Consider the following 15,072-nt stretch of genomic DNA (forward strand, 5'->3'; position numbering starts at 1 on the left):
GCTTGTCCGACCTCATAGACTTAGGGGAGAAGAGAACCTTGTCTGTGAGAGGAGATGCCGCATGCAATCATTTCAAAAAATACTATGGTTAATATTTGGGAGCATGGTGCTTTGTATAGGTATTCCTGCACTTGTGGTGCTCCCGTCGATTCAGGAACGCGCCATTGTGATGAGTCCCCAGGATAGCAGCAAAATAGATCAGCCACAGTTAGAGCTTTCAAGTCAGCCAGAAAGCAAAACAGAGAAAGAAAACATCCCGAATATTGAGGTGTCCGTATATCGTTCAGACATGAATAAAATTGATACGCTCCCCTTAGAATCCTATTTGATAGGTGTAGTTGCCGCAGAAATGCCGGCTACCTTTGAGTTAGAGGCATTAAAAGCACAGGCCATGGCAGCACGAACGTACACGATGAAGCAGCTTTTAAGTGAAGAATCTCTAGGGGTACCAAAAGGGGCAGACGTGACAGATACAGTAATGCATCAAGTATATTATGATAACGAACAGCTCAAGGATCAATGGGGCGAAACATACGGCGACAAATACGCAAAAATTGCCCAGGCGGTCAGAGAAACGTCAGGTCAAATTATTACGCATAATGGAACCCCTATCACAGCGTCTTTTTTCTCAACAAGTAATGGGTACACAGAAAACTCTGAGGATTACTGGCCTAATGCTTTTCCGTACTTGCGTAGTGTAGAAAGTCCATGGGATAAAAACGCTCCTCGTTTTATTGAAAATCGCGCCATTTCGGTTGCTCAATTTGAAGAAAGCTTAAATGTAAAGCTTCCTTCTGAAGGCGTGGTCGGAGAAATTATTAGTCGAACGGATGGGAAACGCGTAGAAAAAGTAAATATTAACGGAACAGAAATGAGTGGGCGAGATGTGCGCGAAGCCTTACAATTACGATCATCAGACTTTTCGTGGGAGAGAGACGGTGACGTCGTTCAGATTGAAACAAAAGGCTACGGACACGGTGTTGGCATGAGCCAGTATGGTGCCAACGGTATGGCTGCTTCTGGAAAGAACTATAAAGACATTTTAGCGCACTATTATCAAGATACAGTCATTGAACCAATCACAACATACGCCCTTCAACTGCAACGTTCCAATGCTGTAGCAGATAACGGATCATAAGAAGAAAAGAAAATTTTACATTCGAAGGTATAACTTTCCACCGAAGTGATCAGAATGATTGCTGAGGTGATGAAGAATGAGAGAGGAAGAAAAACAAACGTCAGGTCAATCCAAATGGAAACAGCTGACAAAAAAACGTTGGTTTTACCCTGCCGTTTATTTAGCAAGTGCAGCCGTCATTTTAACATCTGTCTTCTGGATGCAAGATAATGCATTGGAAGAAGCACAGGATGCTCAAAATGAAGACTTCTCAGTGAATGACCCGATGTTCGATGAAGATGCCGTAGAAGTGACAAATTCAACTGAACATTTTGTCATGCCGGCTCGTGAAGATGTAGCCGTTATTGTTGCCAAGGATTTCTATGAAGCAAGTGCCTCCCAAGAAGAACAGGAAGAAGCTCTCGTCATGCATAATAACACGTATTACCCAAACACAGGTGTTGACCTGGCTACAGAAAATGGAGAGAGCTTTGAAGTCTTAGCGGCTTTAAGCGGTACAGTTACTCGTGCAGAGAAAGATGATTTGTTTGGAAATGTTGTCGAGGTTGATCATGGTGAAGGTGTAGAAACGTATTATCATAGCTTGAGTGAAGTTCAAGTGCAAGAAGGTGATACGGTAAAACAAAGTGATGTCATCGGCTCAGCTGGTCAAAATGAGTTTAATCAGGAGTCAGGTGTGCACCTTCATTTTGAAGTTCGTAAAGATGGCGAGCCAATAAATCCTTTAAGCGTGATTGATAAAGAGCTTGCTGTACTTGTTGAAAGTGGCATGAACAAAGAAGATGAGTCAGTGCCAGAAGAACAGTCTTCTGAAGAAGATGCAGACAATCGTGAAGAAAACGAAGATTCAGCTAGTGAGCCTGCTGATGAAGAATCGTCAAACGAAGAGGATCAGCAGGAAGAAAATGAGGAAGAACTCTTTGAAGAGCAAGATGAAAATAGCGATGCTTCGTCTTCCGATGATGAAAGAGATGAAGAAGAAGAGGATCCAGATCAGTAATATGTCGACAAGAGTGGTTTAGCCATCATGGGCTTGAACCACTCTTGTTATTTGATAACATCGTAAAAAGATGCAAGCCGCCCTGACTAAGCGTAGCCTCCTCGACCGAGAAAGAGGAAGTTAGCACGACCACGTATAAATCGCTTAGAAATTGAAAATGAGTGAGTATTTCGACAGGAATGTAGTCTTCTTTTGCCGAAATGTTAAGGAAAAGATAAAAAAAGGAGAATGCTGTCGATGCCACTGTATTATCCATACGCTTCAAAGAGACATGTGACCTATGCACATAATGGAATGGTCGCAACATCACAACCGCTTGCCGCACAGGCCGGAATTACTGTGATGCAGGCAGGAGGAAATGCAATTGACGCTGCGATCGCTACTGCCGCAACATTGACCGTCGTTGAGCCTACGTCAAACGGAATCGGGGGCGACGCATTTGCTATTGTATGGGCAAAGGGTCAGTTACATGGGATGAATGCAAGTGGGCAATCCCCTTCCTTATTATCTCTTGATGTTTTACCTGAGGAAAACGGCCGTAAAACGATTCCGGCTCATGGATGGACACCAATCACTGTCCCAGGCGCGCCAGCAGGCTGGGCAGCATTACATAAGCGATTTGGAAAATTGCCATTTGCAAAAGTGTTAGAGCCTGCAATTCACTATGCAAAGCAAGGTTTCCCGATATCGCCGGTATTAGGCTATCACTGGGAGCGTGCTGTCACTGCGTTCGAAAAAGTGCTTACAAAAGAAGCCTTTGCTGAATGGTGCGCTGTGTTTGCACCTGAAAAACGTGCGCCAGCCATCGGAGCCCTTTGGTCTTCACCGCGCCACGCCGCTTCATTGCAAGAGATTGCTGATTCATATGCAGATTCTCTTTACTCAGGAAGTCTTGCAGACAAAATCGATCAGGCGTCAAGGGAAGCTGGAGGGTATATTCGTAAATCTGACCTTAAAGAGATGGCTGTAGAATGGGTAGATCCCATTTCGGTCAATTATCGAGGCTATCAAGTGTGGGAGCTTCCACCGAATGGACAAGGGATTGCCACACTAATGGCACTACAAATGTTACAAGGTGATACATTTAGTGAAACACGCTCTGAGAAAGATCTTCATGTACAAATTGAAGCGATGAAGTACGCTTTTCGTGATACGCAGGCGCAAGTGACAGATTCACGTATGATGCATGTGACGACAGAGCAATTGCTTTCAAAAGCATATGCGCAATCACGCCGAGCGCTCATTTGCGAGGAGGCAGCTGATCCTCAAGCTGGTGAGCTGTCGACAAGCGGAACGGTTTACTTAGCAACTGCGGATCATGAAGGAAATATGGTTTCTTTCATTCAGAGCAATTACATGGGCTTTGGGTCAGGTATTGTCGTACCGGGGACGGGAATCTCGCTGCAAAACCGGGGGCACGATTTTTCGACCGATCCAAGTCATCCCAATGTGCTAGCACCGAAAAAGCGAACATACCACACGATCATTCCTGGATTTATTACGAAAAATGAGCAGCCAATCGGCCCTTTTGGAGTCATGGGGGGATACATGCAGCCGCAGGGACACCTTCAGGTTATTTTGAATTTACTTGATTACAAACTTAATCCTCAAGCTGCTTTAGATGCACCACGCTGGCAATGGATAAAGGAAAAGAATGTATTGGTTGAACAGCAAATGGATGCAGCGATCATTGAATCTTTGGTACGCCGAGGACATCAGGTCGACATTGCCCCAACATCGTATAGCTTTGGGCGTGGTCAAATCATATTAAGAAATTGCGAAACGGGTGTGTTATCTGGGGGAACTGAAATGAGGACAGATGGGCATATCGCTGTATATTAAGAGGATTAAATGAAAAGAGGTAGAAAGAAACATGAGGAAAATTTTGCTTACAGGCTTTGAACCTTTTGGCTCCTTTGAAAGCAATCCGACACAGTACATCGCCAAAGCACTCGACAAAACGCAATTCGGTGATGCCGTTGTAGAAAGTATTGTATTGCCAGTCGAATTTGATAAAGGGCCAGCCGTAGCTCTAAAAGCGGTTCATGACTGTAAACCTGATATTGTGATTGCGACAGGAATGGCTGCGGGGCGAGATCGAATCACTCCTGAACGAGTAGCCATTAATTGGGGAGAAGGGAAAACAGCTCTTGGCTTTAGAGAATCGGGTAAGTTGGAGCAAGACGGGCCGGACGGTCTATTTTCCAGGCTTCCACTTGAAGAATTAGTTAGCCAGCTTGAACGTGAAGGGATATGGGCGAAGATTTCAAATACAGCGGGCACATATGTGTGTAATGCAGTCATGTACACACTACTTCACCATACAAGTATCCCGGCAGGATTTATTCATGTTCCTGCGATGGATGGTTCTGAGACATCGGAGTCCAGCTGGCCGCTTTCTGATCTGCAACAAGGCATGCATCGCCTTGTGCATCATCTAGTCACAATGTTAGAGCAGTGAATTCATCATTGAAGCGAGACGACTGAGCGATAGCGCGTTAAAAGTATATTTCCTCCCAACAGTGGTCAGCATGCTGCTTGTAAGCATCCATCAATTCATCCATGCTTGATTCATATAGTTGGCGTCCATCGGACATTTTATAAACTCCTGAGTGTAGAAGAAAGTCAATCATATGCTCTTTATCGTGCGATGTGCTAGCGGATGGTTTACGGAGAAACTTCATCGTGATTGCTCCTCTCTGCATTGTAAGCGTTTTCTTTATTAAATTATACATAATGGAAGCGCATTCATCAATAGGCTTTCGCTGAAAGTTTTTCTCTATTTCTAAATTGGAAGCACGTCGTATATGATGGAGTAAGCAATTGTTAGTTTATACTATAGCAAACTCACTTGAATGGGGGCAGATTAATGCAATTTAAGCCGATTACTTCGGAAGATATCCAAGCCATTATTCAATTATGGAATGAAACACTAAATGAAACGTTTCCAATGCGCGCGGCATTGTTTGTACAAAATACATTTGAAGATCCAAATTGGCTTCCTGAGGGGTCTCGTGGGGCATGGAAGAATGACGAATTGGTCGGAATCGTCACGGCAAAACGATGGCAGGAAGGCGATGCGATCCCAGCGTATCAATCTATGGGCTGGATTCAAGCTTTATTGGTCAAACGAGAGCATCGCAACAAAGGAATTGGAACAGCATTGCTTAGGCATGCGGAAGCAGCGCTCGTTCGTGCTGGTGCAACAGACCTTTATATCGGCCGTGACCCTGGAGACTTTTTCCCTGGGTGGCCTGCTGAAGATGAGATGGCGACGGCTTGGTTGGAAAGGCTTGGTTACGAGAATGAGGGGCGCGTTTTCGATTTAAAACGAACAGAGCCAGGGCCAGTCGTAGAAGCAGTATTTCCAGATCATGTGGAGGCTCGGACATTGACAGCTGACGAGGCGGATAGGTTTATTGCCTTTTTAGACCGTGAATTCCCGGGGCGGTGGGCTTATGAGGCGCGGAAATACTTTGCTGCAGGAGGAACGGGAGAAGACTATATGGTGCTTCTGGATCAAGGTGACATCGTCGGTTTCGCTCGTATGAATGGTGGAAAAACACCCATCATTGGACAAAATGTGTATTGGGCACCGTTATTTGCTGGCTCGCTTGGAGGTGTTGGACCACTTGGAGTAGCAAAACATGTGCGAGGCAAGGGTTATGGTAAAAACATCATCTCAGCTGCTGTTAACCACGTGCAAGCAACGGGAGTGAAGTACCAAGTGATTGACTGGACTGGACATGAAGGCTTATACGAGAAATGGGGATTTACCCCTTATAAATATTACGCCTTGTATGGAAAGCGGGTTAGGCCATGACGATTTTGTTAGGCATAGATGGTGGAGGTACGAAAACGACAGGACGTTTAGTTGATGTGAATAGTGGTTTTCTTGCTGAGCGAACGGTAGGGCCTACCAATCCGAGCAGTCGTTTGCGGAAGGATGTTGAAAATGAGCTTGCTTTGCTTATCAAGCAACTGTTAGCTGCCACGCGGATTCCACCCTCTGATGTTTCAGCATGTTTTGCAGGTGTGGCTGGCGCCAGTCGCCCTGACATCCAACAGTGGCTGACACAGACGATCGACACCATGCTTGGCAGTCGAGGCGTCACAAGAGCAGGTCATGACGGAGTGAATGCACTCTTTTCAGGGACAAATGGACATCCTGGCATCGTGCATATTGCAGGGACAGGTTCGCTAACGTACGGTATTTCTCAACAGGGTAGTGAAGCACGAGCTGGTGGGTGGGGTTACCTTTTAGGTGATGTTGGGAGCGGATTTTCTCTTGGACAGGCTGCGATGAAAGCGGTATTGGACGCTCATGATGGTGTCGGCCCAGCTACTGCACTTCGTGAAAAGCTATGCCAAGTCGTTGGTGTTGAAGCTCCTGGGCCCGGTTTTATTGAATGGGTGTATGATCATGCCGATGTGAAGACACGTTTAGCTTCTTTGGCGCCCTTCGTTTTTGAAGCAGCAGAAGAAGGCGATGCAGTGGCGCATCGTATTTTAAGTCATGCAGGACAAGCGATGGGGCGTGCAGTTGGCGCCGTTATGACACATCTAAACATGACAGGGGGCGCGTCAACTGTTCCTGTCGTCCTTGCCGGAAGTGTGGCAAAACGCACAGAATGGCTCGTGCCAGCAGCGAGTGCTGAGCTCCATCGTACATGTGGTGGTGAGGTCTCGTGGATCCTGCCTGAGGACCCGCCAGTGGCTGGTGCCGTTTTTGCTGCTCACAACCTCTTTTATTCAGATGGTAAGATGCTTACTCATTTGAACGACTGAGTTTTTTCACGTTTCATTTTTGAGCTGGATTTCTCCAGAAAAAGGCTCGGCAACTTTCATTAGCGCAATGGTTGGTGCTTGACCTACCTCCAGCCTCATCAGCTCATTTTTATCATCATCGATGACAACATAAGTTTGCTTGCTTTGTTTCGGAGGCTTCGCAACGGAGGCAATGGCCCAGTGTTCATTGTCAGAGAGAGTAATCGTGCTTGTCCATACTTTTTCAGCATGAATTTGAACGGCTCTCAGCCGGTAACGGTTGTTCCATCCTTGTTGGAAAAGCGCGTGCCCAAAACCGTTTTGTGTTTCAAATAGCACGCCATACGTGTTCTCGGTCTCCGTTTTAGCAAGGAACGATTCAGACGAAGGTTCTCCTAAAGCTGCCAACTCTTCGTTCACTGCCGTAAGCATAGGAGCTTCTTCTTTTGGAAGGCCATAGGATTGTGTGTATATGTAAAAGAGTGGTACCCCAAGCAAAACAAGAAAAATAAAAAATCGTTTCACCTTGTAAAGCCTCCTTTAGCAATTGGTCGAGCATATTTGCGACTTCAGTCATGAGAAGTTTAACACAAGCTCATATGTTTAACCTGAGCCAGCCGCTTCCGAGCTGGCTTTGCCCCGTGAACAAATTCCCTCATTCACCGCTCCGCCCCCCTCTGAATTCATTTCTTCATTCATCCCGTGTCGAGGCTGACAAGCATTTGGAAGCTAGGCTAAAAAATGAGAGAGCGTGTTTCTCTTAGTCATCCCTTTGCAGACTACCTCTTCACTCTTAAGCAAGCCAATTCCTATGCTGGCCTTGAGCAATTCGTCTAGCATACTTGCGACGTCGGTCGTGAAGATGAACCGGCTTCGATTGAGGCATAATAGCTTTTGCTAAGTCAATCAACCGATTCCGCTCACTTCATTTGCATGTGTTTTCGCAACGGTTGAGCGACAAATGTGATTGTCGACATCCCCGATTGTATCATAGGTTGTGCCCAGCTATGCCCATTCAATTTTTGCGATACGTTGCCATCGAATTGAAAATATGTCGCCAGTGATAGATTGGCACTGAATGCGTTCGGTACTGATTCCGATCATTTGCCCTTTTTGTTCAGTAAAGAAGCCATTTTGAAAAAGTGTAAAGCGGACAGTGCGCCCGGTTGCAATGGCTTCATCGACGATGTAATGCCAAGCTTCTAACTGCTGCTCGTCTGGCGGGTGAGGGGGATCAGGCTGACTAATCGTCTTCCGATGCTCCAGTAATGCTCGTTTATGCTCTGGAAGAAACATACGGCTCCCCTCCCAAAGTAGATTGCCTCGTTGTAAGCGATTGTTCATCGGTAATGTCCTCCTATTTTCTTCGCGCGGTCTTTGACTTGCCCGGCTTGGGTTAGAGAAGAAGCCCTCATAATAGAGATCGGGCCAAAACGGTCACGGATGTCGTCCATCACATACCCAAGCTTAAATTGCTTTTCCCGATCCTGAAAAAGGCTCAGCTGCCAGACTTGGTCGCTTTGTAGCTGTGAAAGGCTAATATGAACCTGGCGGATCGGGCGACGATCCCAAAATGTGCGAAACAGGTCGAGCGCGGCGTTATACACATCCATTGTGTAATTGGTTGCTTCAGTGAGTGTTTGTTGGCGATGAAAGCCGCTAGGAGCATCAAAATCAGCACCACGAGCTCCTGCGGAGACGGTTAAGCCCATGACGCCGGAAGCTCTAGCCCGCCGGCAAACTTCCTCGCAAAGCTCCAGAATAATGACTTTGATGTCTTGCCACGAATGGTAGTCGCGTGGCAACGTCATCCCGTGACCGATGGCTTTTTGCGCGCGGGCATGTGAGCGGGTGACAACAGGGGAGGCGTCCATCCCATTCGCAGTCATCCAAAGAACGTGCCCGTTGATCCCCCAGCGTTTTTTCAAATAGGGGAGAGGGTAATTCGCTAGTGCCCCAATCGTTCGCAGCCCCATACGCTTTAAATGTCGTTCCATGCGGCGGCCGACACCAAAAGCAGCGCCGACAGGAAGCGGCCACAGCTTCGTTTGCAAGTTCCCTTGGTGCAAGTGAAAACGACCGGTTTGGGAAGCTTTAGCGAAGTTATCACAAGCCATTTTTGCCATGACTTTGTTGTGCCCAATCCCGATCCGGGCATACACGCCTGTGTCTTGAGCGATCCGTTGTTGAACTTGAGTCGCCATCTCTTCAGGTTCCCCGAATAATCGTTGACTTGCAGTGACATCCATAAATTGTTCATCAATCGAATAAGGCTCTACTTGATCAGTGAATTCTTCCAAAATGCGCGTGATTTGCATGGACACATCAAGGTATTTTTGCATCCGCGGTTTGACGACAGTCGCTTCTGGGCATTTTTGCAAAGCTTCAAAGAGGCGCTCCGCATTTTGAACGCCTTTTTTTTTCGCCAGGGGGCAAGCTGCCAAAATGACACCGCTTCGGCGTTGCGGGTCTCCGGACACGACGAGGGGCTTCCCGCGTAACTCAGGGCGTTCGGCGTGTTCAACAGAGGCATAAAATGACTGAATATCGACAAGAAAGATGACCGTTTCAGCTACTTTTGTCATAAGTATCCCCTTTTCATATTAAGAACGTTTGTTCTATAGTATAAACGAACAAACGTTCTTTATAAAGAGGTAAATATTGTGAATCAAACAGGTCGTCAGTTCATATACTTAAAATTGTCTGTGTTTGAGAGGAATCAATAAGTGGAAATGGACGATGAGTGGATCAAAAAAACTGATGCGATAACTTTGACTCCCTGGGAAGTGGCGTCGTGGCGCCAATGCAAAAATTGCCAAAAGAACGTAGGTATGTCGATTTAAAGGCGCAGATGAAACGTCGTCCACTCGTTATTCGAGAGCGGAGACGTTGAGCCGGCGAGCATGATATCAATAGGAAATGTCTAGCTCCCTTAAGAAGCTACTATGTGATCTGCCCCATTCAGAGCAAGCAGACATTTTGTCCATAAAAAGGAGGGGGAAGGGGCTCGTGAAGCAACATAAAATCAAGCTATTTCGTCATATCATCGTCGCGTTATGCTGTTTACCGATCGCCTTTTTTATTGTTTTAATTACACCAATCCTGAAAAAGCAGTCCTTTGGCTCAAACGAGGAATTGGCTTCGGCGGCATTCGGCTTCCCATTCCCATTTTTACATCAAGAAGTGATGATATTACCCCCGCCAAACTATTTTCCATTTGAAGCAGCCATGTATAATCCGTTGACATATGAGACATCCATCCATGTCGGACCTTTTGTCGCCTCAATCGTAGTCGGAGCAATCATATTATTTATCACGCTTGAGCTCCCTTATTGGGCTTGGAGAGGTTTAAGAATCATATGGCAGAAAAAAGCGGCACGCTCTCAGCTCCGTTTTAAAAAAGCGGTCAAAGGATGGTTTAAAAATAACGATTCCTCTGGCTCGCAAAACAAAAAACACATAGACGCCTAGGCTTTGCGTATTTTTTATAAAGAATGAAAAAATGACAAGAGCTTCCTGCACAGTCAGTTTGACAGTGATGAAGAAAATAGATTTCGCTCTTCTCCATTAATGCTTTTTTTCTCTCTCCTAAATTCGTCCAGTCATTGGTATAACGATCGTTCTGTGAAATATATGCATAGAGCGATGTCTATGTCTGTAAATGTACGCTCCTGTCCTTTTCATCTGCTCTTCTGTCTACTGCACTCGGTGCCTTCTCTACTTTTTTCAAACAATAAGCGCAGCCACCTAAAAAATCGATGTCTATGCATTGAACGGTTTAAAATGTCTTTATTTGGACAGGCTGTCAACACAGAAGAAAATGACCAAAGGGTGGGAAACATGACACAACAATGGCTAAATTTGACCGAACAGGAACGGAAGGAGTGGGAGGAGATCCACTCCGTGTTACGCAACAGTCGTGATTTTAATTTATGGAAGCGCTGTCAAACACGGCGGATTATTTTGATAGAAAAGGTGCTTAGTCGTGAACAAAAGAGAAGTCATTAAGCTGTTGACAAACGCTCTCATCCGTCGTTGCTCGTCTCACTCGTCCTCTCATGAACTAAAAATTCTATTCGAGTCTTCGTTCAACTTCGCGCCTAGTCTGGCAAGCGCTTTCAAGTCAGCTTAAGCTGTTGACAAACGCTCTCATCCGTCGTTGCTTGTCTCACTCGTCCTCCCATGAACTAAAAATTCTATTCGAGTCTTCGTTCAACTTCGCGCCTGGTCTGGCGAGCGCTTTCAAGTCAGCTTAAGCTGTTGACAAACGCTCTCATCGGTCGTTGCTTATTTCGCTCGTCCTCTTTAAAAAATGTCTATGTGAGTTTTTTGCTCCAAATTGCAAATAACTGGCCGACTTGAATGTATGCTGGTGTTTTTAGTGTAAAGTTTTGTCCAATTGATGTTAGGTCATCTTATTATCCGTGAAGACGACATAAAAGTGGATAAATAACATCATATTCAAATATATGAGTGCTGTCCGTGTAAGCGACAGCCTTTTTGACGTGGAAAAAGATTATCCGCTGACCGGCTTGCTTTTGCTGAAAAACGCGAAGAAGCCTTGTCCTCTCTGGATTTTTGGAATAAACAAATCAAGCGTCACATACAGTTTATCAACCAGCAAAGAGAGTGTTTGAGGTGAGAACCAGTGAAAGGTCTAAGAAGGTGTCAACCAATACACATCATCACGATGCGGGGAGTCTTCTGAGAGGTTCACAACGTCTCATTTCACGCTTCTCACATCCAATTCAGGGAGGCGAGTGGTGTGCACGATTACATCAAAGAGAGGACCATCAAGATTGGAAAATATATCGTGGAGACGAAAAAGACTGTAAGGGTCATCGCCAAAGAGTTTGGGGTTTCGAAAAGCACGGTACACAAGGATTTGACTGAACGTTTGCCGGAAGTAAACGCAGCGCTGGCCAATGAAGTTAAGGTGATTTTGGACTACCACAAATCAATCCGCCATTTACGGGGAGGAGAAGCGACAAAGCTCAAGTATTTAAAAGATGCGAATGAGCCGAATATCCCAGAGCTTATTAAATAGTGATATATCACAAGCTCCTTTCGTAGGTAGGCCAGTACCTTGTGTATGAGCAGCAGAAGATATATAGTGTATTTTTCTCTAGATGTACACACAATAAACTGAAGCGCTCACGACCGGACGAGGCACTGGCGGGGGGCCTATTTTTTTTGCAATTTAAGAAAGCCATCATTACATTGATAAACATCTAGTGATCTATCCTTTTCTTTGCCAGAATGTGCTACAATAAATGATTAGAAAGGTATAGACTGAGATTGTATTTAAGAGAAGCGGGGAGGCCTTGTGCACTCATGTTTGCAAGAGATATCGGCATTGATTTAGGTACAGCGAATGTACTGATCCACGTAAAGGGGAAAGGCATCGTGCTAAACGAACCATCTGTCGTGGCGGTTGATACACAGACAGGTCGGGCGTTAGCTGTAGGAGAAGAAGCACGGCGGATGGTCGGGCGGACACCAGGACATATTGTGGCGCACCGTCCTCTTAAGGATGGCGTGATCGCAGATTTTGACATTACTGAGATGATGCTAAGGCATTTTATTCATCAAACGAATGTGAAAGGCTTCTTATCGAAGCCAAGAATGTTAATTTGCTGCCCTACGAACATTACTTCTGTGGAGCAAAAAGCCATCAGAGAAGCAGCGGAGAAAAGCGGAGGGAAAAAAATATTTCTTGAGGAAGAGCCGAAAGTCGCGGCCATTGGCGCAGGTATGGAAATATATCAGCCTAGTGGAAATATGGTTGTTGACATCGGGGGCGGAACAACAGATGTTGCGGTACTTTCCATGGGAGATATTGTGACCTCTTCATCGATTAAAATGGCGGGTGACCGGCTCGATGCGGAAATCTTAGCGCACATTAAACGTACATACAAGCTCTTAATCGGTGAACGAACAGCAGAAGACATAAAAATGAAGATTGCTACTGTATTCAGAGGATCACGTAAGGAAGAAATGGATATTCGTGGACGAGATTTAGTCAATGGTCTGCCTCGCACCATCACCGTGTACTCCGATGAAATTGAAGAAGCGTTGCGTGAGCATGTCGACATGATTGTACAAGCCTCTAAAGCGGTCCTTGAACGGACGCCTCCAGAGCTTTCAGCAGACATCATTGACCGTGGTGTCATTCTGACTGGCGGTGGGGCTCTCCTTCACGGTATTGATCAATTGTTGGCGGAAGAGCTAAAAGTACCCGTGTTTATTGCCGATAATCCAATGGACTGTGTTGCACAAGGCACAGGCATGATTTTGGAATCGATTGAAAAATACCGCAGCGATATTTCAACTAAGAAGGAGCATGGATGCTCAAAGAAACTTTATTAAAAAGGGGCTTTGCAGTTATGTTTAAGGGATTTTATACCGCCGCTTCCTCTATGGTAGCTCAGCAGCGTCAGCTAGAGATGATGTCCAACAACTTGAGCAACGTGAACACGCCAGGCTACAAAACAGACAAGGGTGCCTTGCGTGCTTTTCCTGAATTGCTCTTAGAGCGGATGGGTGAGAAACAGCATCCGGTCATGAATCGGCAACTCCCAACCCGCACACCAGTAGGTGCCTTAAACACGGGTGTTTACTTACAAGAAACAATGCCTATGTTTTCACAAGGAGACATTGAAGAAACTGGTCGTGATGTTGACTTGGCTATTTTTCATCATGATTCTCTGCCTGATGAAGCTGGAGCGGTGTTATTTACTGTGCAGAATGAAGCAGGCGAGCCAAGGTACACTCGTAACGGAAGCCTTCAGGTTGACGGAGACGGCTTTCTCGTTACTGCGGAAGGGCGCTATCTATTAAACACGGAAAACGCGCCAATTCAGGTTGCCCCGGGGTCCTTTCAAGTGAGTTCGGACGGCGTGGTGACGGACAGCGCAGGAAATGTATCCACGTTGAATATGGCATACAGCGCCGATCCTCAAGCCGAGCTTGTACGTGAAGGAAACGGTTTATGGCGTGCAGAAGGCGGTGCGCTTGCGCAAGCAACGGTAGGGTTTTCAGTGCTCCAAGGCTCGGTTGAACGATCTAATGTTAACTTGAACGAAACGATGACCGGCATGATGGAGGCATACCGCATGTTTGAAGCCGGACAACGGGTTGTTCGTGCATATGACCAGAGCATGGGCAAGGCGGTTAATGACGTAGGAAAAATCGGTTAAGGGAGCTGCACAAAATGTATCGAATTACAAATAACGCACTTGTTACGATGACGCAATTGCAGCAACAGATGGACCTCACCGCAAACAACTTATCGAACTTGGATACGACTGGGTACAAAGCGCGCCACGGCCGTTTTAATGAATTGCTCAGTCAGCAGATGGATAATCAGCGAAATGTCGGGGCAGAAGTAGGTCGCGTCACACCAGAAGGGATCCGGCTCGGCAATGGAGCGAGACTGACGGATACGTTTATGAACACTGCCCCAGGGCAATTAAAACAAACTGAACGTGAACTTGACCTTGCGCTCGGAACGGAAAACCAGTATTTTAGAGTGGAAGTCGTCACTGATGCAGGTACTGACGTTCAATTTACACGTCAAGGGAACTTTTATACGTCACCAGGTGCAGCGGGGCAAGTTTATCTCGTTACATCTGATGGGAGTCGTGTTTTAGATAGCAATGGAACACCGATTCAACTCCCTGAAAACGCCTCAGAAATTACATTTAGAGAAGACGGAACGGTGCTTTATACATTGCCTTCAGGAGAGCAAGAAACACATATGCAGCAAGTAGGCGTAGCTGAAATATTAAAGCCCCAATTGATGACTGCAGAGTCAGGGCGTCTGTCCTTACCTGATTTAGGGGCACTTGGCGTAGATGAAGGACAAGTGATTGCGAATGTAGCGGCTGAAAACCGAAGCATTATTCAAAGTTCACTAGAAGGGTCAAATGTGAATTTGAGTCAAGAGCTGACAGATATGATGAAGGCCCAAAGAGCCTATCAAATGAACTCACGTTCCATCTCGATTGCCGATCAATGAATGGGCTCATTAACAGCATGCGTACATAAGCAAGACGTTGAAGGAGTGTTTTTGATGACAGGCTATAAGACTGAAGTCGTAACGAAAAAGCCGAGCACGCGCCAAGAATATAAATCCTTGGAGAAAAAGAAAGCATCACCAGAGCAG

At 45.9% G+C, this 15,072-nt stretch carries 16 protein-coding genes; 12 read left to right on the forward strand and 4 right to left on the reverse strand.

Features of this window, described 5'->3' with window-relative positions:
- The first annotated feature begins 61 nt into the window (after positions 1-61).
- From spoIID to G4V62_RS07170, 4 genes are all read left to right on the forward strand, one after another.
- A complete protein-coding gene (gene spoIID / locus G4V62_RS07155) occupies positions 62-1,138 on the forward strand; it encodes a stage II sporulation protein D (protein WP_246218306.1) in 1,077 nt (358 codons plus the stop codon).
- A 76-nt stretch (positions 1,139-1,214) separates the two neighbouring features.
- Positions 1,215-2,138 (forward strand): stage II sporulation protein SpoIIQ, encoded by a 924-nt coding sequence (gene spoIIQ, locus G4V62_RS07160; protein WP_165200660.1) that lies wholly within the window; start codon positions 1,215-1,217, stop codon positions 2,136-2,138.
- Positions 2,139-2,366: 228 nt separating this feature from the next.
- A complete protein-coding gene (locus tag G4V62_RS07165) occupies positions 2,367-3,980 on the forward strand; it encodes a gamma-glutamyltransferase family protein (RefSeq protein WP_165200663.1) in 1,614 nt (537 codons plus the stop codon).
- A 31-nt stretch (positions 3,981-4,011) separates the two neighbouring features.
- A complete protein-coding gene (locus tag G4V62_RS07170; protein WP_165200666.1) occupies positions 4,012-4,599 on the forward strand; it encodes a pyroglutamyl-peptidase I in 588 nt (195 codons plus the stop codon).
- 37 nt (positions 4,600-4,636) lie between these two features.
- On the opposite strand, the gene G4V62_RS07175 is transcribed toward G4V62_RS07170, so the two are convergent.
- Entirely contained in the window at positions 4,637-4,822 is a 186-nt protein-coding gene (locus G4V62_RS07175) for a Fur-regulated basic protein FbpA (protein WP_165200669.1), read from the reverse strand.
- Positions 4,823-5,007: 185 nt separating this feature from the next.
- On the opposite strand from G4V62_RS07175, the gene G4V62_RS07180 reads away from it, so the two are divergent.
- Positions 5,008-5,961, forward strand: a complete 954-nt coding sequence (locus G4V62_RS07180) for a GNAT family N-acetyltransferase (RefSeq protein ID WP_165200672.1) — start codon at positions 5,008-5,010, stop codon at positions 5,959-5,961.
- A complete protein-coding gene (locus tag G4V62_RS07185) occupies positions 5,958-6,926 on the forward strand; it encodes an N-acetylglucosamine kinase (protein ID WP_165200675.1) in 969 nt (322 codons plus the stop codon). Before G4V62_RS07180 ends, G4V62_RS07185 begins: the two co-directional genes overlap by 4 nt.
- A gap of 6 nt (positions 6,927-6,932) precedes the next feature.
- Here the strand turns inward: G4V62_RS07185 and G4V62_RS07190 are convergent, their stop codons facing one another.
- The 3 genes from G4V62_RS07190 to G4V62_RS07200 all read right to left on the reverse strand — a co-directional run bounded on the left by G4V62_RS07190 (position 6,933) and on the right by G4V62_RS07200 (position 9,490).
- Complete coding sequence (locus G4V62_RS07190; RefSeq protein WP_165200678.1) at positions 6,933-7,430, reverse strand: hypothetical protein; 498 nt, start codon at positions 7,428-7,430, stop codon at positions 6,933-6,935.
- Positions 7,431-7,910: 480 nt separating this feature from the next.
- Positions 7,911-8,249 carry a YolD-like family protein gene (locus G4V62_RS07195; protein ID WP_165200681.1) on the reverse strand — a complete coding sequence of 113 codons (339 nt, stop codon included), beginning with the start codon at positions 8,247-8,249 and terminating at the stop codon, positions 7,911-7,913.
- The gene (locus G4V62_RS07200; protein ID WP_165200684.1) at positions 8,246-9,490 is read right to left on the reverse strand and encodes a DNA polymerase IV; all 1,245 of its coding nucleotides are present in this window, start codon (positions 9,488-9,490) and stop codon (positions 8,246-8,248) included. Before G4V62_RS07200 ends, G4V62_RS07195 begins: the two co-directional genes overlap by 4 nt.
- Positions 9,491-9,914: 424 nt before the next feature.
- Between G4V62_RS07200 and G4V62_RS07205 the strand changes: the two genes are divergently transcribed.
- The 6 genes from G4V62_RS07205 (at position 9,915) to G4V62_RS07230 (ending at position 14,925) form a co-directional block, all read left to right on the forward strand.
- Entirely contained in the window at positions 9,915-10,376 is a 462-nt protein-coding gene (locus G4V62_RS07205; protein ID WP_165200687.1) for a hypothetical protein, read from the forward strand.
- A gap of 369 nt (positions 10,377-10,745) precedes the next feature.
- Positions 10,746-10,913 (forward strand): hypothetical protein, encoded by a 168-nt coding sequence (locus G4V62_RS07210; protein ID WP_165200690.1) that lies wholly within the window; start codon positions 10,746-10,748, stop codon positions 10,911-10,913.
- A gap of 757 nt (positions 10,914-11,670) precedes the next feature.
- The gene (gene spoIIID, locus G4V62_RS07215) at positions 11,671-11,952 is read left to right on the forward strand and encodes a sporulation transcriptional regulator SpoIIID (RefSeq protein WP_165200693.1); all 282 of its coding nucleotides are present in this window, start codon (positions 11,671-11,673) and stop codon (positions 11,950-11,952) included.
- A 287-nt stretch (positions 11,953-12,239) separates the two neighbouring features.
- The gene (locus tag G4V62_RS07220; RefSeq protein WP_165200695.1) at positions 12,240-13,274 is read left to right on the forward strand and encodes a rod shape-determining protein; all 1,035 of its coding nucleotides are present in this window, start codon (positions 12,240-12,242) and stop codon (positions 13,272-13,274) included.
- A 17-nt stretch (positions 13,275-13,291) separates the two neighbouring features.
- Positions 13,292-14,104, forward strand: coding sequence for a flagellar hook-basal body protein (locus tag G4V62_RS07225; RefSeq protein WP_165200697.1), 813 nt, complete (start codon positions 13,292-13,294; stop codon positions 14,102-14,104).
- A gap of 14 nt (positions 14,105-14,118) precedes the next feature.
- Positions 14,119-14,925, forward strand: a complete 807-nt coding sequence (locus tag G4V62_RS07230; RefSeq protein WP_165200699.1) for a flagellar hook-basal body protein — start codon at positions 14,119-14,121, stop codon at positions 14,923-14,925.
- Positions 14,926-15,072 lie beyond the last annotated feature (147 nt).

Source organism: Litoribacterium kuwaitense (assembly GCF_011058155.1).
Lineage (GTDB): Bacteria > Bacillota > Bacilli > Bacillales > DSM-28697 > Litoribacterium > Litoribacterium kuwaitense.

Bases quoted from the DNA above. Each gene is read 5' to 3' on its own strand.
- spoIID (WP_246218306.1), top strand. From the start codon at position 62: ATGCAATCATTTCAAAAAATACTATGGTTAATATTTGGGAGCATGGTG.
- spoIIQ (WP_165200660.1), top strand. From the start codon at position 1,215: ATGAGAGAGGAAGAAAAACAAACGTCAGGTCAATCCAAATGGAAACAG.
- G4V62_RS07165 (WP_165200663.1), top strand. From the start codon at position 2,367: ATGCTGTCGATGCCACTGTATTATCCATACGCTTCAAAGAGACATGTG.
- G4V62_RS07170 (WP_165200666.1), top strand. From the start codon at position 4,012: ATGAGGAAAATTTTGCTTACAGGCTTTGAACCTTTTGGCTCCTTTGAA.
- G4V62_RS07175 (WP_165200669.1), bottom strand. From the start codon at position 4,822: ATGAAGTTTCTCCGTAAACCATCCGCTAGCACATCGCACGATAAAGAG.
- G4V62_RS07180 (WP_165200672.1), top strand. From the start codon at position 5,008: ATGCAATTTAAGCCGATTACTTCGGAAGATATCCAAGCCATTATTCAA.
- G4V62_RS07185 (WP_165200675.1), top strand. From the start codon at position 5,958: ATGACGATTTTGTTAGGCATAGATGGTGGAGGTACGAAAACGACAGGA.
- G4V62_RS07195 (WP_165200681.1), bottom strand. From the start codon at position 8,249: ATGAACAATCGCTTACAACGAGGCAATCTACTTTGGGAGGGGAGCCGT.
- G4V62_RS07200 (WP_165200684.1), bottom strand. From the start codon at position 9,490: ATGACAAAAGTAGCTGAAACGGTCATCTTTCTTGTCGATATTCAGTCA.
- G4V62_RS07210 (WP_165200690.1), top strand. From the start codon at position 10,746: ATGACACAACAATGGCTAAATTTGACCGAACAGGAACGGAAGGAGTGG.
- G4V62_RS07220 (WP_165200695.1), top strand. From the start codon at position 12,240: ATGTTTGCAAGAGATATCGGCATTGATTTAGGTACAGCGAATGTACTG.
- G4V62_RS07225 (WP_165200697.1), top strand. From the start codon at position 13,292: ATGTTTAAGGGATTTTATACCGCCGCTTCCTCTATGGTAGCTCAGCAG.
- G4V62_RS07230 (WP_165200699.1), top strand. From the start codon at position 14,119: ATGTATCGAATTACAAATAACGCACTTGTTACGATGACGCAATTGCAG.